This window comes from Exiguobacterium sp. KKT215 (assembly GCF_055635335.1).
Window position 1 is genome coordinate 2,771,561 of sequence record NZ_CM145756.1, and the last position, 25,090, is coordinate 2,796,650.

Annotated in this window: 24 protein-coding genes; 13 read left to right on the forward strand and 11 right to left on the reverse strand. The window is 52.2% G+C overall.

What is annotated here, in order from left to right; all coding sequences use genetic code 11:
* The first annotated feature begins 94 nt into the window (after positions 1–94).
* The gene (locus tag ACZ2GZ_RS14525) at positions 95–1,348 is read left to right on the forward strand and encodes an MFS transporter (RefSeq protein ID WP_470295376.1); all 1,254 of its coding nucleotides are present in this window, start codon (positions 95–97) and stop codon (positions 1,346–1,348) included.
* Between the two features lie 20 nt (positions 1,349–1,368).
* Here the strand turns inward: ACZ2GZ_RS14525 and ACZ2GZ_RS14530 are convergent, their stop codons facing one another.
* The 4 genes from ACZ2GZ_RS14530 to ACZ2GZ_RS14545 form a co-directional block, all read right to left on the reverse strand.
* A complete protein-coding gene (locus tag ACZ2GZ_RS14530) occupies positions 1,369–1,665 on the reverse strand; it encodes a DUF3817 domain-containing protein (protein ID WP_021068057.1) in 297 nt (98 codons plus the stop codon).
* Between the two features lie 82 nt (positions 1,666–1,747).
* A complete protein-coding gene (locus ACZ2GZ_RS14535) occupies positions 1,748–2,251 on the reverse strand; it encodes a DoxX family protein (protein ID WP_021068056.1) in 504 nt (167 codons plus the stop codon).
* Positions 2,252–2,442: 191 nt separating this feature from the next.
* Entirely contained in the window at positions 2,443–2,856 is a 414-nt protein-coding gene (locus ACZ2GZ_RS14540) for a pyridoxamine 5'-phosphate oxidase family protein (RefSeq protein WP_021068055.1), read from the reverse strand.
* A 126-nt stretch (positions 2,857–2,982) separates the two neighbouring features.
* Complete coding sequence (locus ACZ2GZ_RS14545; protein ID WP_016507985.1) at positions 2,983–3,183, reverse strand: cold-shock protein; 201 nt, start codon at positions 3,181–3,183, stop codon at positions 2,983–2,985.
* A 267-nt stretch (positions 3,184–3,450) separates the two neighbouring features.
* Between ACZ2GZ_RS14545 and ACZ2GZ_RS14550 the strand changes: the two genes are divergently transcribed.
* The gene (locus tag ACZ2GZ_RS14550; RefSeq protein WP_470295377.1) at positions 3,451–5,049 is read left to right on the forward strand and encodes a glycoside hydrolase family 55 protein; all 1,599 of its coding nucleotides are present in this window, start codon (positions 3,451–3,453) and stop codon (positions 5,047–5,049) included.
* Here ACZ2GZ_RS14550 and ACZ2GZ_RS14555 read toward each other — a convergent pair.
* Together ACZ2GZ_RS14555 and ACZ2GZ_RS14560 are read right to left on the reverse strand one after the other, a co-directional pair.
* Positions 5,013–5,519, reverse strand: coding sequence for a flavodoxin domain-containing protein (locus ACZ2GZ_RS14555; protein WP_021068053.1), 507 nt, complete (start codon positions 5,517–5,519; stop codon positions 5,013–5,015). The genes ACZ2GZ_RS14550 and ACZ2GZ_RS14555 overlap by 37 nt on opposite strands.
* 103 nt (positions 5,520–5,622) lie before the next feature.
* Positions 5,623–7,272, reverse strand: coding sequence for a glycoside hydrolase family 13 protein (locus tag ACZ2GZ_RS14560; RefSeq protein WP_029596306.1), 1,650 nt, complete (start codon positions 7,270–7,272; stop codon positions 5,623–5,625).
* Positions 7,273–7,386: 114 nt separating this feature from the next.
* Here ACZ2GZ_RS14560 and ACZ2GZ_RS14565 point away from each other — a divergent pair, with 114 nt between their 5' ends.
* The 3 genes from ACZ2GZ_RS14565 (at position 7,387) to ACZ2GZ_RS14575 (ending at position 10,505) form a co-directional block, all read left to right on the forward strand.
* Entirely contained in the window at positions 7,387–8,166 is a 780-nt protein-coding gene (locus ACZ2GZ_RS14565; protein ID WP_035385701.1) for a helix-turn-helix domain-containing protein, read from the forward strand.
* A gap of 82 nt (positions 8,167–8,248) precedes the next feature.
* A complete protein-coding gene (locus ACZ2GZ_RS14570; protein WP_029596308.1) occupies positions 8,249–9,589 on the forward strand; it encodes a globin family protein in 1,341 nt (446 codons plus the stop codon).
* Positions 9,590–9,608: 19 nt separating this feature from the next.
* Positions 9,609–10,505 (forward strand): class F sortase, encoded by an 897-nt coding sequence (locus ACZ2GZ_RS14575; protein ID WP_029596309.1) that lies wholly within the window; start codon positions 9,609–9,611, stop codon positions 10,503–10,505.
* A 96-nt stretch (positions 10,506–10,601) separates the two neighbouring features.
* Here ACZ2GZ_RS14575 and ACZ2GZ_RS14580 read toward each other — a convergent pair whose 3' ends face one another.
* From ACZ2GZ_RS14580 to ACZ2GZ_RS14590, 3 genes are all read right to left on the reverse strand, one after another.
* Positions 10,602–11,309 carry an ABC transporter ATP-binding protein gene (locus ACZ2GZ_RS14580; RefSeq protein ID WP_021068048.1) on the reverse strand — a complete coding sequence of 236 codons (708 nt, stop codon included), beginning with the start codon at positions 11,307–11,309 and terminating at the stop codon, positions 10,602–10,604.
* Positions 11,309–12,946, reverse strand: a complete 1,638-nt coding sequence (locus ACZ2GZ_RS14585; RefSeq protein ID WP_029596310.1) for an ABC transporter permease — start codon at positions 12,944–12,946, stop codon at positions 11,309–11,311. Before ACZ2GZ_RS14585 ends, ACZ2GZ_RS14580 begins: the two co-directional genes overlap by 1 nt.
* Positions 12,947–13,080: 134 nt before the next feature.
* Positions 13,081–14,151 carry a Fe(3+) ABC transporter substrate-binding protein gene (locus tag ACZ2GZ_RS14590; RefSeq protein WP_021068046.1) on the reverse strand — a complete coding sequence of 357 codons (1,071 nt, stop codon included), beginning with the start codon at positions 14,149–14,151 and terminating at the stop codon, positions 13,081–13,083.
* A gap of 228 nt (positions 14,152–14,379) precedes the next feature.
* On the opposite strand from ACZ2GZ_RS14590, the gene ACZ2GZ_RS14595 reads away from it, so the two are divergent.
* Together ACZ2GZ_RS14595 and ACZ2GZ_RS14600 are read left to right on the forward strand one after the other, a co-directional pair.
* A complete protein-coding gene (locus tag ACZ2GZ_RS14595; RefSeq protein ID WP_051627760.1) occupies positions 14,380–14,952 on the forward strand; it encodes a TetR/AcrR family transcriptional regulator in 573 nt (190 codons plus the stop codon).
* 24 nt (positions 14,953–14,976) lie between these two features.
* Positions 14,977–18,120: an efflux RND transporter permease subunit gene (locus ACZ2GZ_RS14600; RefSeq protein ID WP_029596312.1), complete on the forward strand. Its 3,144-nt coding sequence runs from the start codon at positions 14,977–14,979 to the stop codon at positions 18,118–18,120.
* 44 nt (positions 18,121–18,164) lie between these two features.
* Here the strand turns inward: ACZ2GZ_RS14600 and ACZ2GZ_RS14605 are convergent, their stop codons facing one another.
* Positions 18,165–18,902, reverse strand: coding sequence for a YwqG family protein (locus ACZ2GZ_RS14605; protein WP_029596313.1), 738 nt, complete (start codon positions 18,900–18,902; stop codon positions 18,165–18,167).
* A 151-nt stretch (positions 18,903–19,053) separates the two neighbouring features.
* On the opposite strand from ACZ2GZ_RS14605, the gene ACZ2GZ_RS14610 reads away from it, so the two are divergent.
* From ACZ2GZ_RS14610 to ACZ2GZ_RS14630, 5 genes are all read left to right on the forward strand, one after another.
* A complete protein-coding gene (locus tag ACZ2GZ_RS14610) occupies positions 19,054–19,410 on the forward strand; it encodes a CidA/LrgA family protein (RefSeq protein ID WP_029596314.1) in 357 nt (118 codons plus the stop codon).
* On the forward strand, positions 19,407–20,081 hold the full coding sequence (locus ACZ2GZ_RS14615) for an LrgB family protein (protein ID WP_029596315.1): 675 nt from the start codon (positions 19,407–19,409) through the stop codon (positions 20,079–20,081). The genes ACZ2GZ_RS14610 and ACZ2GZ_RS14615 overlap by 4 nt, the downstream gene beginning before the upstream one ends.
* A gap of 129 nt (positions 20,082–20,210) precedes the next feature.
* Positions 20,211–21,449 carry a peptidase T gene (gene pepT / locus ACZ2GZ_RS14620; RefSeq protein WP_029596316.1) on the forward strand — a complete coding sequence of 413 codons (1,239 nt, stop codon included), beginning with the start codon at positions 20,211–20,213 and terminating at the stop codon, positions 21,447–21,449.
* Between the two features lie 55 nt (positions 21,450–21,504).
* The gene (locus ACZ2GZ_RS14625) at positions 21,505–21,951 is read left to right on the forward strand and encodes an SACOL1771 family peroxiredoxin (RefSeq protein ID WP_029596317.1); all 447 of its coding nucleotides are present in this window, start codon (positions 21,505–21,507) and stop codon (positions 21,949–21,951) included.
* Between the two features lie 2 nt (positions 21,952–21,953).
* The gene (locus tag ACZ2GZ_RS14630; protein ID WP_029596318.1) at positions 21,954–22,676 is read left to right on the forward strand and encodes a DNA/RNA nuclease SfsA; all 723 of its coding nucleotides are present in this window, start codon (positions 21,954–21,956) and stop codon (positions 22,674–22,676) included.
* Positions 22,677–22,699: 23 nt separating this feature from the next.
* Here ACZ2GZ_RS14630 and ACZ2GZ_RS14635 read toward each other — a convergent pair whose 3' ends face one another.
* The gene (locus ACZ2GZ_RS14635; protein WP_029596319.1) at positions 22,700–23,311 is read right to left on the reverse strand and encodes a stage II sporulation protein M; all 612 of its coding nucleotides are present in this window, start codon (positions 23,309–23,311) and stop codon (positions 22,700–22,702) included.
* Between the two features lie 133 nt (positions 23,312–23,444).
* On the opposite strand from ACZ2GZ_RS14635, the gene ACZ2GZ_RS14640 reads away from it, so the two are divergent.
* Positions 23,445–25,070: an ABC-F family ATP-binding cassette domain-containing protein gene (locus tag ACZ2GZ_RS14640; protein WP_021068037.1), complete on the forward strand. Its 1,626-nt coding sequence runs from the start codon at positions 23,445–23,447 to the stop codon at positions 25,068–25,070.
* Positions 25,071–25,090: the final 20 nt, after the last annotated feature.

The following is a 25,090-nucleotide window of genomic DNA, read 5'->3' on the forward strand; positions in this document are numbered from 1 at the left end:
GTTAAATTTAATTGAACTTTCCGTATACAAATCGAGTATCATCGTTTACTATGAAGTTAAATCAGGTTGAACTTAATTGTAAAGGAGAATCGATATGACGACCACCTCATCAAACTTGTATGTATTATTGCTAGGGAAGTTCATGTCGCTGTTTGCATCAAGTCTCTTCACGTTCGTCGCCGGCTTGACGGTGCTGACGACGTCCGGCTCAGGGCTCCAGTTCGCCCTCGTCTTACTCGCCGGTACAGTGCCACGTGTGCTTTTATCACCATTTGCTGGGGCATTTGCCGACAAACTGAATCGCAAACGTGTAATTATCACGATGGAGTCGGTGAACGCCTTATTGTTTTTAGCTGCCGGCATCGCGAGTCTCGTCTGGACGTTCGGCGTTCCTGCTTTCTTGATTATCACATGTCTGCTCTCTGTCGTCTCGACTTTCTTATCGGTCACATTATCGAGTTCGATTCCATTCTTGTTCGACGAAGACGGGCTCCAACGCGCCAACTCCCTCATTCAAAGCACCATCTCCATCTCAAGCATCGGCACGCCGCTGCTCGCCGGGGCACTGTTCACGTTGCTTCCGGTATCAGCGTTTCTCTTCAGCTCGTCTCTCTTATTTATGATCGCTGCCCTCGTCGCCTCTCGTCTCCACTTTAAAACGTATGACCATGTCCCCAGCGAGCAATCGACTTGGTCCGAGGTCCGGTCTGGCTTTCGCTACTTGAAACGCCAACATGTACTTTGGACGTTGACCCTCTTGGCGGCACTGCTCAATTTCTTCTTCGTGGCCGCCGAAGTGCTGTTCCCGATTGCCGCCCTACAAGAAATCGGCGTCAGTCCGCTCCAGTTCGGATTTTTAGAAAGCATGTTCGCCGTCGGTTTTTTAGTCGCCTCGCTCGCCCATGCGTTGCCAATCTTTCACATCAAATATCGCCTGGCGACCGTCCGCACGTCGCTCATCGTCGTAAGTTGTCTCTTTATCGCACCGGCCGTACCACTCTATTTCGATTTCTCGGTTACGCCGGCCATCATCTTCTTCACGGCTTTCGCCTTGTCGAGCGGATTCTTCGTCATCCGCGCCAACATTCCGATCCAGCTCTACTTGCAGACGAACACGGAGCCAAGTTATCTCGGGCGCGTCATCGGCGTCCTCGAATCGCTCGCCATGGGCATCACACCGCTCGGATTCATTGTGTTTGGCGCATTGAGCGAATGGATGTCAGTCGCTTCACTCTATACGATTTGCATGCTTTGCCTGCTCACTATCACGTTGTTCGCGATGTATCGGATTCGTCACGACATCGCTACCGAAAAAGCCGCTGTGTCCACGGAAGCGGAAAGTGCATGAACACAAAAAGACATCGAACCTCAATTCGATGTCTTTTCTGTAGATGGAAGGACTCGTTTCTCTAACAAGAACGGTCCGAACGGGATAACGGATGCCATGACAGCGAGGACCAACACTTTGAAGCCCCAGTTGAAACGCCATGCCATATAGACGGCTGCCGCCACATAAGCGACGAACAAGAAACCGTGGGCCGCGCCGACGATGCTGACGGCAAGCGGCATGCCCGCCAAGTACTTGAGCGGCATCGCGATGAGCAACAAGAGTAAGAAAGACATCCCCTCTGTGTATCCGAGCCATTTAAAACGTGTCGCGTTCATATTCGTTCTCCTTTTCAATCGATGCTACGTCCATCGTAGCCGAAAAAGGTGATGTTTGTCACAGGAGAACGTCATAAAGTCGTTACGCTATTTGACGATTTGGTGAACGATGCATGACTTTTGTTTCCACGAACTTGCGAAGGAACAATCCATCGACCCCAAGTTTCCCAGCATTGTAGCCCGCGACGAGAATAAGGACTGAGACAATCAACATCGTCGGGTTCGTGCTGACCGTACCTGAGAGCAAGAACGCCATGTTCATGACGAGACCGAAGAAGGCTGCGCTACGTGTGAGGGCACCAACCAAGAGTCCAAGACCGACTAGGAACTCCCCGTATGGGATCAACACATCGAACAAGGCTGCGTTCGGGATGGCGAAGTTTTCAAGGAATGCTGCCCACCAACCGGCTACAGCTGGGTGATCGCCTGTCGCCAGTGTGAGTGCGTTATTGAGGAAACCTTCTGAACCGAATCCGCCTGTGATCTTGCCCCAACCTGCTGTGAGCCAGTGATAGCCGAGCCAGACGCGAAGGACTGTCAAAATACCGGTAGCGACGTTGTGGTTCTGCCAAAATTTTGTGAACATGATAATTCCTCCTTAGAATGAGTGAATGATGACTTATATGTGATTACATTCACAATATACCATCCATGTTCATCTTTTCACATAGGTTAGGACAACAGTTCACGTTTCGTTCATATGTGTGTCACAGGTCAGTCACTTTTTGGAAATTGGTCAATTACAAAAGACGCCCACTCGGGACGTCTTTGTTTGAATTACAGGTTCACTTCTTGAGGCGGCTGTCCTTTTTTATTCATCACGCGCATCGATTGCGGCGAGATTTTTAAGATGACGAGTTTTGGATCATCTGGACCGTCGAACCAGCCTTCTAGTTTCTCGTTCCATACTTTTTCTTTCATCGATTCGTCATCGGATACCGTCGTCTCCCCCAAAATCTCGAGATACGTGTCCCCGACGCCATCGCCGTCATAGCCAATCAGAATATGCGTATACGGATTGTTCTTCAGTTCATCGACTTTATCCGTGTCTTTCGATGTTGCCGTGTAGAGTGTCAGCTCATCATGGAAAAAAGTCATATAACGGCTATGCGGCTTGCCTTTATAGACCGTCGCCATCGTGCCCACGTTACTATGATCTAAAATCTGTCTTGCCGTTTGCATTGCATCCATTCTGAAAAACCTCCTTGTGGTAGTAACTCGTATATTGATTCCCCTGGGACAAGTGATTAAACACGCGGACAACAAAAAACCTGCTCGCCGAAGCGAGCAGGTTATAAAATTCCTTAGAAAGGAAGATTAGATTTTTTCAACGTTAGAAGCTTGTGGTCCACGAGCTCCGTCAGTGATTTCGAAAGTTACTGCTTGGCCTTCTTCAAGTGTCTTGAAGCCGTCGCCTTGGATTGCTGAGAAGTGTACGAATACGTCGTCTCCGCCTTCCATTTCGATGAAGCCGTAACCTTTTTCTGAGTTAAACCATTTTACTTTACCTGTGTTCATAATGAACCCTCCTGAAATAAACGCTGTGCGTTCTAGTAGTGCCTTACTAGAAAAAACTGACCAATAAAAAATCACAAACCTCTAGGATTATCTTAAACGAAAAATAATCCAAAGCGTTTTGTGAATTATGTTTCCAGCTATTCTTAATTAAGCACATATAGAATATACCATGGATAAATGCTTCTGTCTACTAAATACTTCGGTTTGCTAAAAATACTTTTAAAACGGGTACATTCAATTGTAGTGAACGCTAGGAGGATGAACCATATGACTGCATACATTGATCGCTCGAATATCGCTGCCACCATCGCCCACCATTCGAACTGGGCGCTCGGTGATTTATTGAAAGAAACACTTGATTGGCATGAGACGACACGACAGGCCCACTATCCCGACCAAGCGAAAACCTATCTCTCTCACCTGCCGATGACCGAACGCATCGTCCCAGTGACAAGTTCCTTGCCGCTCGAGACGGTCGATGGAATCGTCCGCCCGGTGTGGATGCGCCGGCTCGATGCCGAGCACTTGAACTTGAGACAAGCGACACGCCAACATGTCGACGTCACCGACTACGGGGCCGTCGGGGATGGTTTGACGGATTGCACGCTCGCTTTCCGGCTTGCCCTCCGGTCGAACCGCCACGTCCACGTGCCGGCCGGCGTGTATGTCGTCCGCGGCATCCGCATCCCGTCGAACTGTGTGCTTGAAGGGGCAAGCCAGCAGGAAACGATCATCAAGCTCTCGGACCGAGCTCCGAAACATCGACGGTTGCTTCGAAATGTAACCCCGTTCGCCGGAAACCACCATATCGAAGTCGCACATTTGACGCTCGACTGGAACGTGGAGCGCCTCGGTGACGTCGACCGGACCTCGAGTGGCGATACCGCTTCGAGCGCGTTAACGTTCGCGCACGTCAAATTCGGTTGGATTCACCATGTCACGGCGAAAAACGCGGGACTGCATGCCTTCGATATCACATCTCCTCATTATCATTACTTAGGGGACGGGCTTCGCGCCAAAAAAGGGAGCCGGTACGTGTGGCTCGACCATTGCGAAGCAACGAATTACGGAGACGACGGCATTACGACCCATCATAGCGACGCCCTCTATATCACGAACTGTTACTGCCATCATCCACACGGACGGACCCACGCCCATGGCTTCTCGAACTCGAACGGGATCGAGATTGATGACGGGTCACGCCACGTCACACTCGTCAATAATATGAGCGAAGGTTGTTTCGGGGGCGTCGAAGTGAAGGCGCACGGGACGTCGTCGGCCGCTCACGATGTCCACATATTCGGACACTTCTCGTATCACGACAATCGGTCGTTCAATTTCCGTCACATCAGCCATCACTTGGCCGATGACCCACAGTCGAAGACGGCACGCTTCCTTTCAGGGACGAACCTCGTCTCGATGGAACCGGTCCGCTCGAAGCTGTATACGAAATCTTCGGCACGCAGCCTCGTCGTGTCGGCGTATCAGGACGTTTTGATTCATGGATTTACGGCCATCGGCAATCCGGATTACGATTATCGCGCCAATCCAGCCCTCGCCGTCCAATATAAATCTCGCAACGTACGCTTGAAACGGATTGCGACGAGCGGATTTGCATCGGGTCGGGCCGACATTGAACTGTTCGGCGGCGATAACCGGACCGACCACGTCACGATCGAGGACGTTATCTGTCGCAACTCGGCCCCGGTCGCATTGAAAATTGGTGGCCAGTTGACGAATATTACGCTCCAGCGAATCGAAGGCGAACAAAAAAGTGGAGATGTGCTCATCTCCACGAGTAGTCCAATCGAGGCTCACGACTTGTTTGCTTACGGGTTCTCAGACCGTGTACGCAACGATGTTTGAGCCGCCTCGACGAGTTCATCGAGCATCGTCTCGTCTAAATTGAGCGAACTCACCGTCTGTTTTGCCATCATGCGGACGATGGCTTTGTCGAGAAAGCCCATCCGCTCGAAATCATAGCCGTTGCCGACGACCTCGACAAAATAAGCGTGTGCACGCAACACTTCTCGATACGCGTCCTCGAGCTCCCGTTGCCGTTCGGCTGGGGTCGGCGTACCGGCACATAAATAGAGGCCGAGCGGTCGTTTGAGCAATTGAGCTTCGTTGATGTGCAGCCAAGCCGTCATCTCGTCTTGAATTTTGCCCATCCGGATTGAGCTGCCGACAATCACATGGTCGACCGTCCCCCACTCGACGTCCGGTGCTTCGACCACGTTTTGAATGTGGACGTCTCCCGGAAGCCGCTCCGCCAACAGATGGGCGACTTTCTCACTCGTCCCGTAGCGGGTCGAATAAGCAATTAACGTATTCATCGTGTTTCCCCCTTTCGGTCAGACTCTACTATCCTTATTCCCGAAATGGGTCATCTTTACTAACGACACAACAAAAACTCGCCAAGGAGGCGAGTTTTTTTCGTCACACTTTATACACTTGCGCTTCGTACGGACGAAGCGTGAACGGTTCGATCGGTTCCATGTTCCCGATGACACGTTCTGTCACGTCATACGGGAGTTCGCGTGTCACCGTCTCAGCTGAGAAGTTGCAGAGCACGAGCCACGTCTCCCTTTCGAACGTTCGAGTGAAGGCGTATACCGCTTCATCGTCTGGGAGTAACAGTTCATACTTCCCGTAGACAACGATCGGATTTTGTTTCCGGAGCTGAATCAACTGGCGATAATAATGGAAGAGCGAGTCCGGATCACGCCGCGCCGCTTCCGCGTTCACGGTCATATAGTTCGGGTTGACCCCGATCCACGGCGTTCCGGACGTGAATCCGCCTTGCGGTTCGGCCGACCACTGGACCGGTGTCCGCGAGTTGTCGCGCCCACGTGCGTGAATACCGCGGAAAATCTCATCATGCGTCAACAAGCCATTCGTCGTGTAATCCCGATACGCGTTGAGCGTCTCGATGTCACGGTACTCATCAATCGAGTCGAACGCCACGTTCGTCATCCCGAACTCTTCACCTTGATAGATGTATGGCGTCCCTTTCAGCATGTGCAGGAGCGTCGCCAGCATCTTGCCAGAGACAACACGATACTCGTCCGAGTCGTTCCCGAATCGTGAGATGGCTCGCGGTTGGTCATGGTTGCTCCAGTAGAGACTGTTCCAGCCATCTTCTTCAAGACCTTCTTGCCAACGCGAGAAGATTGTCTTCAAGTCCGTCAACTTCCAGTCCGTCGGATTCCATTTGCCGAAACTGCCGTTGCCGACGTCGACGTGTTCGAAATGGAACACCATGTTCAACTCGTCACGACCTTCTCCCGTATAAAGCTTCGCCTCGTCGACGCTGACGCCCGGCATCTCACCGACCGTGATCGTATCGTATTTCGACAGGACCTCACGATTCATCTCCTGCATGAACTCATGGATGCGCGGCCCATTGAAGAAGAACGGTGTGCCGTCCCCGTAACCCGTCCCCCGCGTCTCGCCGTCTGGGTAGCTCGGATCTTTCGAGATCATGTTGATGACGTCCATTCGGAAACCGTCGACCCCTTTGTCGAGCCAGTACGTCATCAAATCGTATACTTCACGGCGCAACGTCTCCGACTCCCAGTTCAAGTCTGGTTGCTTTTTGCTGAACAGATGCAAGTAGTATTCGTCGCTCGCCTCATCGTATTGCCAGGCACTCCCTCCGAAGAAAGCACCCCAGTTCGTCGGTGGCTGACCGTTCTCGCCTTTTTTCCAAATGTAGTAGTCTCGGTACGGGCTGTCTTTTGAGGATCGCGATTCCATGAACCATTGGTGTTCGTCCGACGAATGGTTGACGACGAGGTCCATCATGATTTTGATGCCGTGACGATGCGCTTCTTCGAGCATCGCATCGAAATCGTCCATCGTTCCGAACTCATCCATGATGGCCCGGTAATCGCGGATGTCGTATCCGTTGTCGTCGTTCGGTGAATCGTACACCGGCGATAGCCAGATGACATCGATGCCGAGTTCCGCCAAATACGACATCTTCTCAGTGATTCCAGGGATGTCCCCAATCCCGTCACCGTTCGAGTCATTAAAGCTACGCGGGTAAATTTGATAGACGACCGCTTCTTTCCACCATTGTTTCATGTTTCATCCTCCTCATACGTTCTGTCGATTTCATCGTACCCGCTCGTCGCCTTGATTTCTATCCATGATATGATGAAAATATGCACGATTTTGCTATTAAGAAAGGATGATTCGATGGAAATTGGCTTTTGTGGCTATTCGTATCATACAACGACCTATACTTTTCCTTTTCCCAATCGGTTGGAGACGTATTTGATTCGCTTGCAAACAGAAGGCACGGCGCGCATCGTCGTCAATGGGAAGACGTATACGGCACGGCCTGGCGACCTGTTGCTCGTTAAACCTGGTGACGCGTACGAACTGCATGTCGATACCCCGGCAAGCGGGGATTATCATCTTTTCTGTGACGGTCTGACCCTCGATGCATGGTGGGTGGCGGTCGATCGTTCCCGCATCACGTCCATCTCGATCGACCCTCGCTTGTTGTCACTCTGGCAGCATATCACCGAAGAGGCGCGACGCCCGACGACTGAACAAAGTCCGGACTTGATTGAAACACTGATTGAAGCCTTGCTCCTCATGCTCGACCGTTCAGTCCAAGAAGTGCAAGCAAACGTGCGACCACCTGTCGTGTCACGCATGATGCGTTATATAGAAGGAAACGTTACAAGCGACTTCAAAGTGGCGGACGTCGCCGACGCGGTCGGGCTCAGTGTATCGCGGACCGTCCACTTATTTAAAGAAGTGACCGGTATGACGATTGTCGCCTATGCTCAATCGATTCGACTCCAGCTCGCCGAAGAACAGATGCAGTATACCCAACACTCTCTCGAACGGATTGCCGAGCTGTCTGGATTCCGCTCCTATCCATATTTTCATCGTATCTTTAAACGAAAATATGGCGTCGCACCAGGGGTTTATCGCACACTTCAACAAAAAAACGAAAAAAAATAAAAAAAGAGTGATCCATTTTTTGAACCGCTCCGTTAGATGGGTGTAAACAACGACAACCACTCAAAAAAAGGAGCGATTACCCATGAAGAAGAAAACAATGAACAAGATTGTAGCACCGGCACTCGCACTCGGCTTACTCGTACCATTGAATGCACAGGCAGCGGATCACGCACCGACAGCAAGCACACCAGCAGGTGACTTACGAGCCACGCTCGACCAATTACTGTCTGAGCATTACGTCTTAGCCGTCACATCGATGATGAAAGCATATGATGGAGCACCAGACGCTGAAGTCGCGATGAAGGCACTCGATCAAAACGCACTCGACATGACACCGGCCATCGCTTCAATTTATGGAGATGAGGGCGCAGCCCAGTTCGAAGACATCTTCGCTGGTCACAACGACTACTCAGCTGACTTCGTTGAAGCGGCTAAATCAGAAGACAAAGAGCTTCGTGCTGACGCTGAAGCTGAGGTCGACGAATTCGTCGAAGAGTTCTCAACATTCCTTGATGCAGCAACAGAAGGTAACTTACCGAAAGACGCTGCTGCTGACGTACTTGAGCTTCACGAAGACCAAGTTCTCTCAGTATTCGACAACTATGTCGCAGGTGACTACGAGTCGGCATACATGACGTACCGTGAAGGGTACAAGCTCATGTTCGACATCAGTAAAGCCCTCTCAGGCGCAATCGTCACACAGATGCCTGACAAATTTGAAACTGCTGCTGACACACCAGCCGTCGAGCTTCGTTCAACATTGAACAGCCTTGCTGGTGAACACTTCGCACTCGCAGCAATCGGCATGCAAAAAGGCTACGATCAAGCAGAAGACTTCGACTACGTGAGATGGGCTGAAGATCAGAACACACTCGATTTCAAAGCAGCCATCGGTTCAGTCTACGGTGATGAAGGTGCGGCCCAATTCGAAAAAGTATGGAACGGGAACCACATCACAGCCCAAGGTGACATCGTTGCCGCTACACTCGAAGGCGATGAAGCTAAAATTGAAGAAGCACGCATGAAGCTCGACCAGTTCGCTGTCGATTTCAGCACATTCCTCGATGCAGCGACAGAAGGTAACTTGCCACAAGAAGCTGGCCAAGAAGCCATCAAACAACATGAGGCCCTCGTGCTTCAAACGTTCGATCAGTATGTAGCTGGTGACGCGGATGCCGCTTGGATGTCATTCCGTGAAGGATACGCGTTCATGTTCGGTGTTGGTGAGACACTCGGTAACGCGATCGTGACACAAATGCCTGACAAGTTCGCTGAAACAACAATGCCTGAAGAGATGCCTGAAACAGGTCTCGGTGGTGCACAAGAACAATCAATGAACACGCTCTACGCTGGCCTTGCTGTACTTGGCGGAATCTTGCTCGCCTTTGTAACGCTTCGTAACCGTAAACAATCTGTTCAATAATCAATAAGGAGGGAGCCCCATGAACAAGCGCCATTTGTTTCTGGCGCTCTCTCTCTTTTGTTTTGGCTTCTGGACGTGGACGAGCGCCCAAGAATCGTCGTCACCACCTGTAGAAGAAAAACAAATAGAGGAGAGCCCAGATTTATCGGCTGAATTCTCACTTCTACAGGAAGAGGTGAAGAAGCTCCGATTAGCCGAGGAAGAGGAAAGTGCCAAGGCCGCGACACCCGTCCAACTTCAAATCCCAACCATTGACGTCGACACCGCGATTGAACAAGTCGGTGTGCTCGACAATGGACAGATGGGCGTCCCAAAAGACGAGAACCAAGTCGGTTGGTTCGAACCGGGCGTCAAACCCGGCAGTAAAGGCAACGCCGTCATCGCCGGACACGTCGACAGCAAGACCGGCCCCGCCGTCTTCTATGAACTCGATCAGCTGAAGACAGGCGATGCCGTGACGATTATCGACGAGACCGGTAACACGTTGCGGTTTCGTGTCACAAAGACAGAGAGTTATGACACGAGCAACGCCCCGATCGAAGCAATTTTCGGTGCTACGTCGAGTCGGCATTTGAACTTGATCACGTGTTCCGGCACCTTCGGAGACGGCGGCTATGACCAACGTTTCGTCGTCTACACCGAACTCGTCGATAGCGAGATCAAGTCGACAGTCGAACTCGACGCACCGACGAGCGTCGAACTCCGCGGGAACTTATTGACGTGGCACGCCGTCCGTGACGACGCCGTCATCGGCTATCGCGTCTACGAAATGGTCGACGGTGAAGCGACACATATCGAAAGTATCCCGTCGCACGCCCGGAAGAGCATCGAAGTCACGAACGAGCAGGCAGCGTATTACGTGACAGCGATCGATCAACTCGGGAACGAGTCGAGTCCTTCCGCACAGACGAAGTGATGATCGAAGCACCCACAGACCGCCATCTGTGGGTGCTTTTTATCAACTTGCAACTTCAAGCAAAAAAGCATCCCTCGATGAGGAATGCTTTTTCGTTTAGACGAAACACGGAATCTGCGGGTTGAACGTCTTATTGTTCTCCGTCATGATCTGTTTTTTGATTTTGCCTTCGCCGAGATAGACGATACGGTCAGCGAGCGCCTCCGCGTCCTCTTCATCGTGGGTAACGAAGATCGTCGTCGTCCCCGTCTGTTTGAGGAGGCGGCGCAAATCGTCCCGAATGCGATGTTGGAGCGACGTGTCCAAGTTGCTGAACGGCTCATCTAAAATGAGGAGCGATGGTTTCGGTGCGAGCGCACGCGCGAGCGCGACACGCTGTTGCTGACCACCACTGAGCTCATACGGATAGCGGTGACGGAACTCGGACAGGTTTACGAGCGTCAGCATCTCTTCGACACGCTCGTTCCGCTCTTTCCGGCTCAATTTATGCAGACCGAAGCGGATGTTCTTCTCAACGGTCATATGCGGGAAGAGCGCATAGTCTTGGAACACCATCCCGACACCACGCTGTTCAGGCGGCATGAACTGGCAATCGTCGCAACAGACACAGTCGTTAACGACGACGACGCCTTGATTCGGCATCTCAAGCCCTGCGATGAGGCGTAAAATCGTACTCTTCCCAGAACCGCTGTCACCGAGAAGCGAGACGATTTCACCTTTCGTGATCGAGATTGAGAATCCTTTAATCGTCTCGGCTTGCGCACCTTTATAGCTGAAGTGTAAATCGTTGATTTGAACAAACATTAGTCGGCCTCCTTATCAAGCACCTTATGGAACACAAAGATCAACAGTCCGCTCATGAGCACGATGACGATTGAGGCGAGCGCTGCCTCATGTATCTTCTCGTCACTGACATATTTGAACGCCTGTGTGGCGAGCGTCGAAAAATTGAATGGCTGTAAAAACAGCGTCAGCGGCAATTCTTTCATAATATCGATAAAGACGAGGATGAACGCGCTCATGATCGCCCCTTTAATCATCGGGATATCGACCCGGAAGAACGTCTGTACCGTCCCCCACCCGAGCATGCGTGACGCTTCCGTGAACGACTTCCCGACTTTCTCAAATCCACTCTCAATCGAGTTATAGCCGATGGCGAGGAAGCGGATGACGTAGGCGAAGATGAGCATGATGAGTGTCGTTCTGAATACGAACGTCTGGCCTAAGTCCAAAGCGAGCGCCACGTTCAACACCCACTCATCAAGCAGCAAGAACAACGTGATGACGGCGATGGCGATGGCCGCTCCCGGGATCGAATAACCGAGCGTCGTCACTTTCGAGATGACGCGTGTCATGTTCGACGGGAACAGGCGCGTGTAGTTCGCGATGATGAGCGCGAACACGAGAATGATCACGGTCGCAATGAACGCCACGCTCACCGTGTTCCAGACGAGGCGGAAAAACTCGGCCGTGAACACTTGCTCGAACGTCAATACCGTCCAAGCGACGAGTTGTACGAACGGGATGAGAAACGCGACGGCGAAGATGGTCGCCACATAGCCGAACACGGCGTAGCGGTGCCACCCGGTCAATTGTCTCGGTTTAAGCGGCTTCACTTTTGTCGTCGCATAGCTGAACTGCTTCCGCCCCCGGACGAGCCGTTCCATCGTCAAGATGGCGATAACAAGAATCATGAGCGTCCCGGCGAGTTTGAGCGCCGAGGACGTATCTTTCATCCCGAACCATGTACTGAAGATGGCCGTGCTGAACGTCTGAATCCCGAAGTATTTGACGACCCCATAGTCGTTCAATACTTCCATCAAGACGAGGCTGACCCCGCCGATGATGGCGACGCGCGAGATCGGGATGACGACAGTGAAGAAGATGTCCCATGAGCCGCGGCCGAGGATGCGGGCGTTCTCAATCATCGAGGACGATTGATTGTGCAGGAAGGCCCGCGTGATCGTATAAATGTATGGATACAAGAACAGCGTGAAGATGAACACCGTCCCTTGAATCGTCATGATGTTGAAGTACGTCTGGTCGACGGTGATACCGAACTCATTGCGCAGCGTCGTCTGGATGACGCCCGTATAGTTCAAGATTCCATGATACGTGTATCCACCGATATAAGGTGGGATGGCGAGCGGTAAGATGAGCGCCCATTTGAAGAACCGACGGAACGGAAAATCATAGACGGTGACGAACCAAGCCAAGCTCGTCCCGATGATGGTCGTCAACAATCCGGTCGCGAGCATGATGAACAGCGTATTGCGCACATAAGTCGGTAACAAGTACTCGCGGATGTGTTGCCAGTTGTCGTTGACCGGTGCGAACAGTTCGACCAAGACGACGACGCCTGGCAGGACGATGAACACCAGCGCGATAAAGCTGAGGATGGACCATCCATTCAGTTGTCGTTTCAGCGCGTACCAGTTCATGTCGTACAACTCCCGTTCTTTCGTTCAGTCACTTCCTGTCCCATCATATCAGGTTCAACGCTCTCGTTGTACCGCTAGCGTGTCGAGAAACGCAAAAATCTTCGGCCTGAACGTTTGTTCAAGCCGAAGTCTTCTTATTTCCAGCCCGCTTCGTTGAAGAGACGGATGGCTTCTTGTTGATGTTCTCCAAGTGCCGAGAGGTTGATGTCTTGCTCTTTGAACTCACCCCATGATTGGAGGAGTTCGTTCGGTTCAACCGATTCGTTGACCGGATACTCATAGTTCGCGCTAGCGAACTGTTCTTGTGCTGACGGATCAGACATGAATTCCATGAGTTTCTTCGCGTTATCTGAGTTCTTCGATGCTTTTGTCATCGCGATTCCTGAGATGTTCACGTGTGTCCCCGTCGTGTCTTGGTTCGGGAAGAAGACGCCGAGTTGCTCAGCCACTTTCTTCTCTTCCGCGTCTTCCGAGTTCAACATGAGACCCATATAGTATGTGTTCATGATGGCGACATCACCTTCACCGGCCACGACTGCTTTCGCTTGGTCACGGTCGTTTCCTTGTGGGTCGCGTGCAAAGTTGTTGACCATACCTTTCGCCCACTCTTTTGCCTGGTCGACACCGTTCACTTCGATGAACGAGGCGAGGAGCGAGATGTTGTACATGTTCTCAGACGGACGGACGAGAACTTTGCCGTTCCACTGTTCTTCTGTGAGTGCTTCATACGTTGACAAGTCTTCTGGTTTCACGCGGTCTTTCGCATAGACGATGACACGGGCCCGCTTCGTGAGACCGAACCATTCTTTGTCTGTGTCACGGTATTTCTCAGGGACGTTTGACTCAAGCACGTCGCTATCGACCGCTTGCAGATGTCCTGCTTCTTTCGCTTGATACAAGTTCCCTGCATCCGCTGTGATGAAGAGATCGGCTTCCGTGTTGTCGCCTTCTGTGTTCAAACGCTCGAGCAACTCATCGCTTTTCCCTTCGACGACGTTGACTTTCACGCCTGTCTCTTCTTCGAACTGCTTGTAAAGCTCTTTATCTACATCATAGTGACGGCTCGAGTAAACATTGACGACTTTTGACTCTTCTGCTGTCTCGTTGTCGCTTGAAGTCGTCGTTTCTTCTGTGCTAGCGCAAGCCGCAAGAAGTGATGTCGTCAGCGCAGCCGAAAGGCCAAGTGCCATGTACTTTTTGTTCATTTCATAATCCCCCACTTATTCATCTCTAATATTGGTAATGATAATTACTCTCAGTTACTATCATCACTGATAATCATTCTCACGTCAACCTTTTTATGAAATCGTTTACCATAGTTATAAACACATAACTTAACAGTTTTAACATCATCATGCCTTGACTTCAAAATGACTAGCCCCCTATAGTGAAAGAGAACAAACCGTCTGGTCGGTACAGAAAGGAGGTATGACATGACAAACCGATCAATGATCACGAAACAGAAATTGTTGGATGCCGCGACGGATATCATCATGGAGCATGGTGTACATCATCTTACATTAGATGAAGTCGCCAAGACGGCAGGCGTCTCGAAAGGTGGTCTCCTATATCATTATCCATCCAAAGAAGCGCTGTTGACCGCAATCGTCGAACGGCTTCAAACCGAGCAAAACGAGTTGTACGAGTCGCTTCAAGCCGACGGCAACGGTCCTGTCGAAGCGTTCGTTCGCCTGTTTGACGAGACGAAACTCCATCCCGAGCGTTCACCGATTCACATCGACGCCGAGAAAATGATTGCCTTCTTGACGCTATTCGCTGTCGACCAGGAATACGCCGAACGGTGGAAGCACGACCTCGACACGTTCTTCGCAGCGTTTCAACAGACGAGCGACCCCGTCGAGACGATGATTATCCGTTATGCACTCGAAGGGATGAAGATGTCCGAGCACTTTAACGTCGGCGTCGCCCCTCCCGCCCTAAAACAAGACATTATCGCTCGCTTGATCGAGCGAGCCCGGAACATCGATTCGGGTAAAACAGACTAACCCATCAGAGGAGAAATGAACCCCATGCAGAAAATCACGTCCTTCTCCGTCAACAACAAGTTCGCAGTCTGGTTGATGACGATCATCTTGACGGCCGCCGGAATTTTCGCCGGCTTGACGATGAAACTAGAAACGTTGCCTGACATCACGACACCGACCGTCTCGGTGACGACGATTTACCCAGGCGCTTCACCTGAACAAGTGCTCGACGAAGTCAGTACCGTGCTCGAAGAACGCTTGAAGAGCTTGAACGGCGTCGAACAAGTTCGATCGTCTTCGTTCCAGAACGCTTCAAACATTCAAATCGATTACGATTTCAGCACTGATATGGAAGAAGCTGAACAACTCGTCAAAGACGCGCTCAGCAACGTCGAGTTGCCGGAAGCCGTCCAAGACCCGCAAGTGTCGCGTCTCAGTTTTGACGCATTCCCGGTCATCGGGGCAGCCGTCTCAGATGAGAGTCTCGATTTGGCCGAATTGACGAAATTGGTCGAAGATGAGTTACAACCGGCCCTTGAAGGGGTCGAAGGCGCTCAGACCGTCCAAATCGCCGGACAAGAGATTCGTCGTGTCGAGCTTCAGTTCGATGAGGAGGCACTCGCCGAATACAACTTGACGGAAGACACGGTCAAACAGTTGATTCAAGCGAACGATGCCCGCATCGCGCTCGGCCTATATGAACTCGGTGATACGGAACAAGCCGTCGTCATCGACGGGAAGTCGGAGACGCTCGAAGCGTTCCGCGACCTCCAAATCCCGTACTCACCCGCACAAACGGAACAGCCGGTGCCAGGTGCGCCAACGGAACTTCCGACTGGCGAGACCCCACAAGTCCCGACTGAAGTGCCAGGTGCCGTCCCACCTGCCAACGTCCCGACAACCGTACCGACCGTCGCCTTGAGCGAACTCGCGACGATTGAAGACCGCGGCGTCGAGGAATCGATTTCACGGTCGAACGGGGAACGTTCCATCGGGATTCAAGTGACGAAAACGCAAGACGCGAACACCGTCGATGTCGTCAACGCCGTCAAAGATGTGCTCGCCGACTTCGAAGCCGACTATGACACGGCCAACGTCACAGTCACGCTCGACCAAGGCCAACCGATTGAAGAATCGGTCGAGACGATGGTCTCGAAAGCGTTACTCGGTGGTCTGTTCGCCATCTTGATTATTCTCGTGTTCCTTCGTAACTTCCGCTCGACGATTATTGCGGTCATCTCCATCCCGCTCTCGCTCTTGATGGCGTTGATCGTCTTGAAACAGCTCGACATCACGCTCAACATCATGACGCTCGGCGCGATGACCGTCGCCATCGGGCGGGTCGTCGATGACTCCATCGTCGTCATTGAGAACATTTACCGTCGCCTCACACGTTCGAACGAGACATTGCGCGGCAAAGAACTGATTATCGCTGCGACGAAGGAAGTGTTCATTCCGATCGCGTCGTCGACAATCGTCACGATCGCCGTCTTCTTGCCGCTCGGTTTCGTCACAGGATTCGTCGGCGAGCTGTTCTTACCGTTCGCCTTGACCGTCGTCTTCGCCTTGCTCGCGTCACTTCTCGTCGCGATCACGGTCGTTCCGATGATGGCCGACTCGTTCTTCAAGAACCGCGACAAGTTGAAACCGGAAGAAGGTCCCGGAAAGCTTGCCGAATGGTATCGCGGCGTCCTCAACTGGTCGCTCAACCATAAACTCGTCGTCTTTGGTCTCGCGACAGCACTCCTAATTGGAAGTTTCGCCCTCGTCCCAGCCATCGGCGTCAACTTCTTGAACCAAGAGTCTGAGAAGACGCTTTTCGTCACGTTCGACCCAGAACCGGGTCAAACCCTTGACGATTCAATCGCGGCAGCTGAAGTTGCCGAGACGTACTTCATGGAAGAGCAAGCGAACGCGACCGACGTTCAATTCACGGTCGGTGGTGAGAACCCGCTCAACCCTGGCAATAATAAACAAGGAATCTTCATCGTCCAGTATGATCCGGACACGGAAGACTTTGCTGACGTCAAAATCGCCGATGTCGAACGCTTGAACGAACTCGCCACAGGCGGTGAGTGGAAAGAACAAGACTTCGCCGGCGGCGCCGGAACGAGCGGTGTGACGTATAACGTCTATGCCAACTCACTTGAAGAGCTTGAAGCAATCGTCCCGACATTCATTGAGACGATTGAAGAAGAGACGGATTACGTCCGTCAAGCAACGTCTGACCTTCGCGAATCGTACGTGCAATACACGTTCAACGTCGACCAGCAAGCTGCTGCTGAGGCAGGTGTCTCGGCCGCTCAGCTCGCCCAGACGATTGGACAGTTCCAAGCGCAAGAAAGCCCGCTTTCGACCGTGACGATCGATGACAAGCAGCTCGATGTCATCATCCCGACGGAACAAGTCACGTACGACAGCATTGAAGACTTGCAGGAACAAGAAGTGACAACACCGTTCGGCCCTCGCCCAATCTCGGACTTCATCGAAGTCGAGGAAGGCACGACACCAGATACGCTCGTCCAACGTGACGGGAAGCTCCTTGCTCGCGTCAACGTCGAGCTCAGCACCGACAAAGCGACGGAAGCTTCGGCTGCCATCGAGGAACGTGTGTCTGACATCGAACTCCCGACTGGTGTCTCGTATGACGTCGGTGGGGTCACTGAACAGATTCAAGAATCGTTCACCCAGCTCGGTCTCGCCATGCTCGCGGCCGTCGCCATCGTCTACTTGGTGCTCGTTATCACGTTCGGTGGTGCCGTTACGCCTTTCGTCGTCCTGTTCTCGCTCCCTTACGCGATTATCGGGGGACTTGTCGCTCTCCTCATCACAGGCGAAACGATTTCGGTATCTGCCTTAATCGGTGCGCTCATGTTGATCGGAATCGTTGTCACGAACGCCATCGTCTTGATTGACCGCGTCATTCATAAAGAAGCGGCCGGTCTCTCGACACGCGATGCCTTGCTCGAAGCAGCCGGTACGCGTCTCCGTCCGATTCTCATGACGGCGCTCGCGACGATCGGTGCCCTCGCACCGCTCGCTCTCGGCCTTGAAGGCGGCGCCTTGATCTCGAAAGGTCTCGGTGTGACCGTCATCGGCGGACTGACGAGTTCGACGCTGTTGACGCTCCTTATCGTCCCAATCGCGTATGAGTTCTTCGCACGGTTCCGTAAGAAAAAAGAAGCGTAATTCAAAAGAGAGTCGCCCATAAAGGGTCGACTCTCTTTTTGCGCTCAGTAACATTGCATGATGATTTCAGCTTCTTCAAACCGCTTGGCTCGGAGCGCTTCGATCGGAATCAGGAAATAGAGGATGCCGGCGTCGCCGAACATGATGTCAAGTTCATCGCTTGAGTCCATTTGGAATAAGAGAAATGGGTCACTGAATCGTTCCCCATGGGTCTCTTCAACCTCTTCAAACACATCATGTTGCACCTCGTCTGGATGACCGCCGACCGCATGCGCCTCTTCTTCATTGAATAACTCCTCAAACGCGGAATACTCGTCCTCACTCATCAGATCAAACAAGTCGTGATCGTTCTGCGCATAGCCTTCTTCGAATGCGACAGCCCTCTCGTTGAGTGCTTCGCCGACGCGGACCCTTACAAGCGCCGTCGCATCTGTATAGAGGACGCGCCAAAGGTGACGTTCGTCCGCGTCACCCCACGGTTGTTCGTCCAAATCATAGAAGAACGATAACACCCCTTCTTTCGGAAGCGCTTCGACCGATTCAAATCCAGTGAAGTCACTCAGCCGGAACTGTGCCAACAACGTCAAGTTCTCTCCAGGATGGTCCGACGCACTCGGCAAATCTGGGTAGCCGCCAAATTTCGAATGACCAATCGCGACTTCTTCTCGTGTCGTTCGGGGTTCAAGCTTCAAGTTAACGCGCTTCGTGAACGCCGCCAAGATGTCATCACCCTGTTCGAGCCCGTGCTGATCAATAAACTGTTTGATTGATTGAAGTTCCATTCGAACACCTCATTCGGATATGATAAAAGTAGTCTACCATACCGAACGTGTGTACCCTTTATCATTTTTTATATAGCCTTTATCTTGACCGAATGAATGAAACTTGAGAAAATGCATACGTTTTGAACTTATTCGCGAAAGGATGTCACATATGCAACGTCTCATCAAATGGATCATCGGCCTTTCGCTCTTGTTTGGCTTGAGCGCACTCGGCAATTGGATCGTCGCTGCGCTTGATTTAAAAGTTCCTGGAAGCGTCATCGGAATGGTCCTCTTACTGCTCTTATTGATGACCAAACTGATCCGTGTCGAATGGATTGAAGACAGCGCTGGTTTTATGACAAAGCATCTCGCTTTCTTCTTTATCCCGATTGCGGTCGGACTCATGTCTTACAGTGATTTATTGAAGGCGGAAGGTGTGCCACTGTTTGCCGCCTTGATCATCAGTCTATTCGTTGGCCTCATCGTCACCGCACTCATCTCTGGAAGACGAGGTGAAGCCTCATGACATTATTTTGGGTGCTCGTCACCATCGGCGTCTACATGTTGAGCCGCAAACTATCGTTCAAATGGGCTTCCCCCTTCACAAACGTCGTCTTCTTGAGTACAGCGACATTGATTGTCATCTTGCTCTTGTCCGGACAGACGTACGACACGTACGCCCCGGCTCGAGACGCCATCACGACGCTGCTTGGACCAGCAACGGTCGCACTCGGATTACCACTCTATCGCAACTTGCCTATCTTGCTCGCGCGTGCGAAACGGGCGCTCGGGGCCATTATACTCGGGACGCTGTCGACGATTTTCGTCGCTGTCGGGTTAGGGACCGCGCTCAAATTGACGGATCACGTCTTGCTCGCCTTGTCCGTCAAATCAGTGACGTCACCGATTGCCTTAGAATTGGCGCGGCAACTACAAGGTGACGCCGCACTCGCCGCGTCGGTCGCCGTCGCTTGTGGGATCCTCGGGGCCATGCTCGGTCCGATAATTCTCACGCGCTTCAACGTGACCGACCCGTTCACGCGCGGACTTGCGCTCGGGACGCTCAGCCACGGCATCGGGACGGCTCAAGCCGCGACGGAACACCCATTATCCGGTGCGACAGGTGGGGCCGCGATGGGTCTGTCTGCCATCTTTACGTCATTTGTGTTGCCATTTCTACTTCCTCTTCTGTTTTGATTCGGGAAGAAATCGGGCACGAAGAGAGGCCATCGTGCCTCTCTTTTTATTTTCAAACAATTTCGATACTTTTCAAAACGGCTCTCATGCTAAACTAAATGAGAACAGATTCATCAGAGGAGGCAGACCATGCAATCGAAATTGATTGAACGTTTAATCACGTATGCAAAAATTGATACACAGTCCGACTTCACGAGTGAGACGACTCCGTCGACGGCGAAACAATGGGATTTGATTCGCCATCTCGAGACCGAATTGAAAGCAATCGGGCTCGAGGACGTCGAGACGGATGAGTACGGTTACTTGTTCGCGACACTTCCGAGTAACGTCGACCATGATGTACCGACGATCGGCTTACTTGCCCACGTCGATACGGCGACCGACTTCACCGGGACGAACGTCAACCCGCAACTCGTCGCACATTACGAGGGTGGCGATATCGTCTTGAACGAGGCGCTCCAAGTCATCTTGTCGCCGCGTGACTTCCCGGAGCTCGACGGCTATGTCGGACATACGCTCATCACGACAGACGGCACGACCTTGCTCGGTGCCGATGACAAAGCCGGAATGGCCGAAATCGTCACTGCGGTCGAATACTTATTGGCCCATCCGGAGATCCCGCACGGACCGGTCCGGATCGCCTTCACACCGGACGAAGAAATTGGACGCGGCCCGCACAAGTTCGACGTCGCTCGCTTCAACGCCGACTTCGCCTATACGATGGACGGCGGTCCCCTCGGCGAACTCCAATATGAGAGCTTCAACGCCGCTGGTGCCACGGTCACGTTCCATGGGACGAACGTCCACCCGGGCAGTGCCAAAAACAAGATGGTCAACTCGATGAAATTGGCGATGGCATTCCACAACCGCCTTCCGGCTGATGAGGCCCCAGAGCATACGAGCGACTACGAAGGCTTCTTCCATCTGAACGGCTTCTCTGGCGACGTGGAGACGACGACGCTGCAATATATCATCCGCGATCACGATCGCACGAAGTTCGAGGCGCGCAAAGCGTTGCTTGAAAAGCTCGTCGTTGAATGGAAACAGAAGTACGGTGAAGCACGCGTTGACTTAAAAATGGACGACCAATACTACAACATGGCCGAGAAAATCGAGCCAGTGAAACACATCGTCGATACGGTCGCCGACGTCATGCGCGAACTTGGGATCGAACCGAAAATCGAACCGATTCGCGGTGGGACGGACGGTTCGCAACTGTCGTATATGGGACTCCCGACCCCGAACATCTTCACGGGCGGCGAGAACTATCACGGCAAGTTCGAGTACGTCTCCGTCAACAACATGGAAAAAGCGACCCACGTCATCATCCAGACGCTCCGCACGTTCGCTGAACGCGCGCGAGCATAACACATGCGCCTCCAATCGTTCTCTTCTAGAATAGAGACATTGGAGGCGATTTTTTATGAAGCATACGTTTCAAATGAACCTCGACTGGACCGGCGGACGCAACGACGTCGGAACGATTGAGGCCGAACGGTTAAAGACACAAATCTCGATTCCCCCGGAAATGGATGGTCCGGGCATCGGGACGAACCCCGATGAGATGTTGCTCGGTGCTGCGGCGACCTGCTATATCATCACGCTCGCGGCTATGCTCGGGCGAAGCGAACTGCCACATCGCGGAATCACGATTGACGCCGAAGGCATCGTCGACGTGACGAACGGTGTCTTCACGTATGAGACGATTCGCTACACGACCCGCATCAACGTGCCGATAGATGCCACAGACCGTGATATCACGCTCGTCGAACGGATCGCCAAGAAAGCCAAGGATGGCTGCATGATTTCACGCGCCTTGGCCGGCAACGTCACGTTCGAGCTCGACACGACGGTCACACGCGTCGACTGACGATGTATCGCTTCGCACTAGACCTGCAAGAAGGCATCATTTTGAAACGACGCAATCGGTTCGTGATGGATGTATTGATCGGCGACACCGTCGTCGCCTGCCACTGTCCGGTCACAGGCCGCATCGGTGACCTCGTCTTTGACGGGGTGCCTTGCCTCATCTCGACAACGAACGATCCGCGACGGAACACCGCCTTCACAGTAGAAGCCATCTCGATTGATGCAGACCGACAATGGATTGGGATTCATCAAGGTCGCGCCAACGATTTCGTCGCGTATTGCTTGGACACGGACGCATTACCGGTCTTTCCTTACTCGAAATATGTGGAACGCGAGCAAGTCATTGGCACGTCACGACTCGATTTCAAAGTTGATGGTGTCTATATGGAAGTGAAGGCACCACTCACCGAGTTGTTTGTGACGCCTCTCCCCCGCTTTGAACGCCGTGCGGTGACGAGACCGATCGAGACCGAACGATTAATTCGCCATCTCGAGACGTTGATTGCGACGTTGCCTGCAACCAAACGGGCCGTCCTGTTGTATGTCTTTTTATATGATGCGCCCGTCTTCACCGGCAACCCGAACCGGAAACAAGACGCGCGGATTCGTCAGCTGATTCGCGATGCGATCACGAATGGATTAGAAATTTGGCAAGTGAACGGCGAACTGTCCAGAGAAGGGATTCGTTTGATCCGATGTGTTGAGACAACGAATCATTTCAAGTAAAAAAGCCATCGCTGATGGCTTTTTTACTGTAATAACAGTGGGGTCACGTATGCCTCGATGACGGCCGAAATGGCGAGGAGCGGCACCGCGATGAAGAGAAACATCTTCACGCCTGCCACAAATAGCGCCTTGAACGTGACGTCCGTCTCTTTCCCGCGCAGTTTCTTCCATACGTAACGGTTGAGCGATAATCCCATCGCCGCTCCGAGTAAGATGGCCGAGATCTCCGTGACACCGTGGGGTAAAATGCCGAGCACGATGACCCGAATCACGGATTCGCCGGCAAACCCAACGAGCATGGCGACCAGCCCGATGACCGCGGCGTTGATGACGACGAACACGTACGGGATGAAGAGCGGAATCATCCCGAGCAGGAAGGCGAACAGCGTGACTCGTGTATTGTTCACGAACAAGGCAATCATCGTCTCACGGGCGCTCGAATCGAACGTCAATCCCCTCGATTCAAACGTATCTCCGAGCTGCGCTAAAATCTCGTCTATTTGATCGGGTGCGATGAACGATCGAAACAAGAAATACGACCCGATGCCCGTCACGAGGAAAATGACCCATAGACGGAAGAAATCTCTACGATAATAGTTCGACCACGCTTCTTTCAGCGGGAGCGTTGTTTTCATGACTGATTCCCCCTTTTATTCTCTATACGAATCAGGTTGCTGTTTGTTTCATTTTTACCCACGACTGCGCGTTTTCAAAAAACGTGATACAATACACGTCGTAAACTAATCAGAAAAACGAGGGATCCTATACATGATTACAGTAAATAACGTAAGTCTCCAATTCGGTGGCCGCAAGTTGTTCGAAGACGTGAACATCAAGTTCACACCAGGCAACTGTTACGGCTTGATCGGCGCAAACGGCGCCGGGAAGTCAACATTCTTAAAAATTCTTGCCGGTGAGCAAGACACGACAACAGGTGACGTCAGCTTCTCGCCTGGCGAACGCCTCGCCGTCCTCAAACAGGACCATTACGCGTACGAAGACCAAGCGGTACTCGAAACGGTCATCATGGGCCACGAGCGTTTGTATCAAGTCATGAAGGAGAAAGACGCCATCTATATGAAGGAAGATTTCTCTGACGAAGATGGTATGCGCGCGGCTGAACTCGAAGGCGAATTCGCCGAGATGAACGGTTGGGAAGCCGAATCAGAAGCAGCCATGGTCCTTCAAGGACTCGGCATCACGGACGCGTCACACCACAAGCTCATGAGCGAGCTCACAGGTGGCGAGAAAGTCAAAGTCCTCCTTGCTCAAGCATTGTTTGGCAAACCTGACATTCTTCTCCTCGATGAGCCGACGAACGGTCTTGACCTCAAGGCGATTCAATGGCTCGAAGAGTTCTTGATCAACTTTGAGAACACCGTCATCGTCGTATCCCATGACCGTCACTTCTTGAACAAAGTGTGTACGCACATGGCCGACCTCGACTTCGGGAAGATTCAATTGTACGTCGGTAACTACGACTTCTGGTACGAGTCGAGCCAACTCGCTTCACGTATGGCCAACGACCAGAACAAGAAAAAAGAAGAGAAAATCAAAGAACTTCAAAACTTCATCGCCCGCTTCAGCTCGAACGCCTCGAAGGCGCGTCAAGCGACGTCGCGTAAGAAGTTGCTCGATAAAATCACGCTCGACGATATCCGTCCGTCGTCACGCCGTTATCCGTTCGTCGGCTTCTCGATGGAGCGCGAAATCGGGAATGACGTACTCTACGTCGACAACGTCTCGAAAACAATCGATGGCGTCAAAGTACTCGACAACGTCACGTTCTCACTGAACAAGACAGACAAAGTCGCATTCGTCGGCCGTTCGGACGTCGCCATCACGACACTCTTCAAAATCATCATGGGTGAGATGGAGCCTGACACAGGTACAATCAAATGGGGCGTCACGACGACACAGTCTTACTTCCCGAAAGACAACTCAGAATACTTCGAAGGCTCGGATAAGAGCATCTTGGATTGGTTACGCCAGTTCTCACCAGCAGACGAGTCGGATACGTTCCTTCGCGGCTTCCTCGGTCGTATGCTCTTCTCAGGCGAAGAAGTCATGAAGAAAGCGTCTGTCCTCTCAGGGGGCGAGAAAGTGCGTTGCATGCTCTCGAAAATGATGCTCTCCAACTCGAACGTCCTCGTTCTTGACGATCCGACAAACCACTTGGACCTCGAGTCGATTACGGCGCTCAACAACGGTCTCGAAACGTTCAAAGGCGTACTCCTCTTCAGCTCGCATGACCATCAGCTCATCTCGACGATTGCCACGCGCATCATCGAAGTGACGCCGAACGGGATCGTCGACAAAGAAGCGACGTATGACGAGTTCCTCGAGAACGAATCGCTTCAACAACAAGTCGAGTCACTCTATCAGAACGCATAAGAAAAATCGATCGGCCGCGG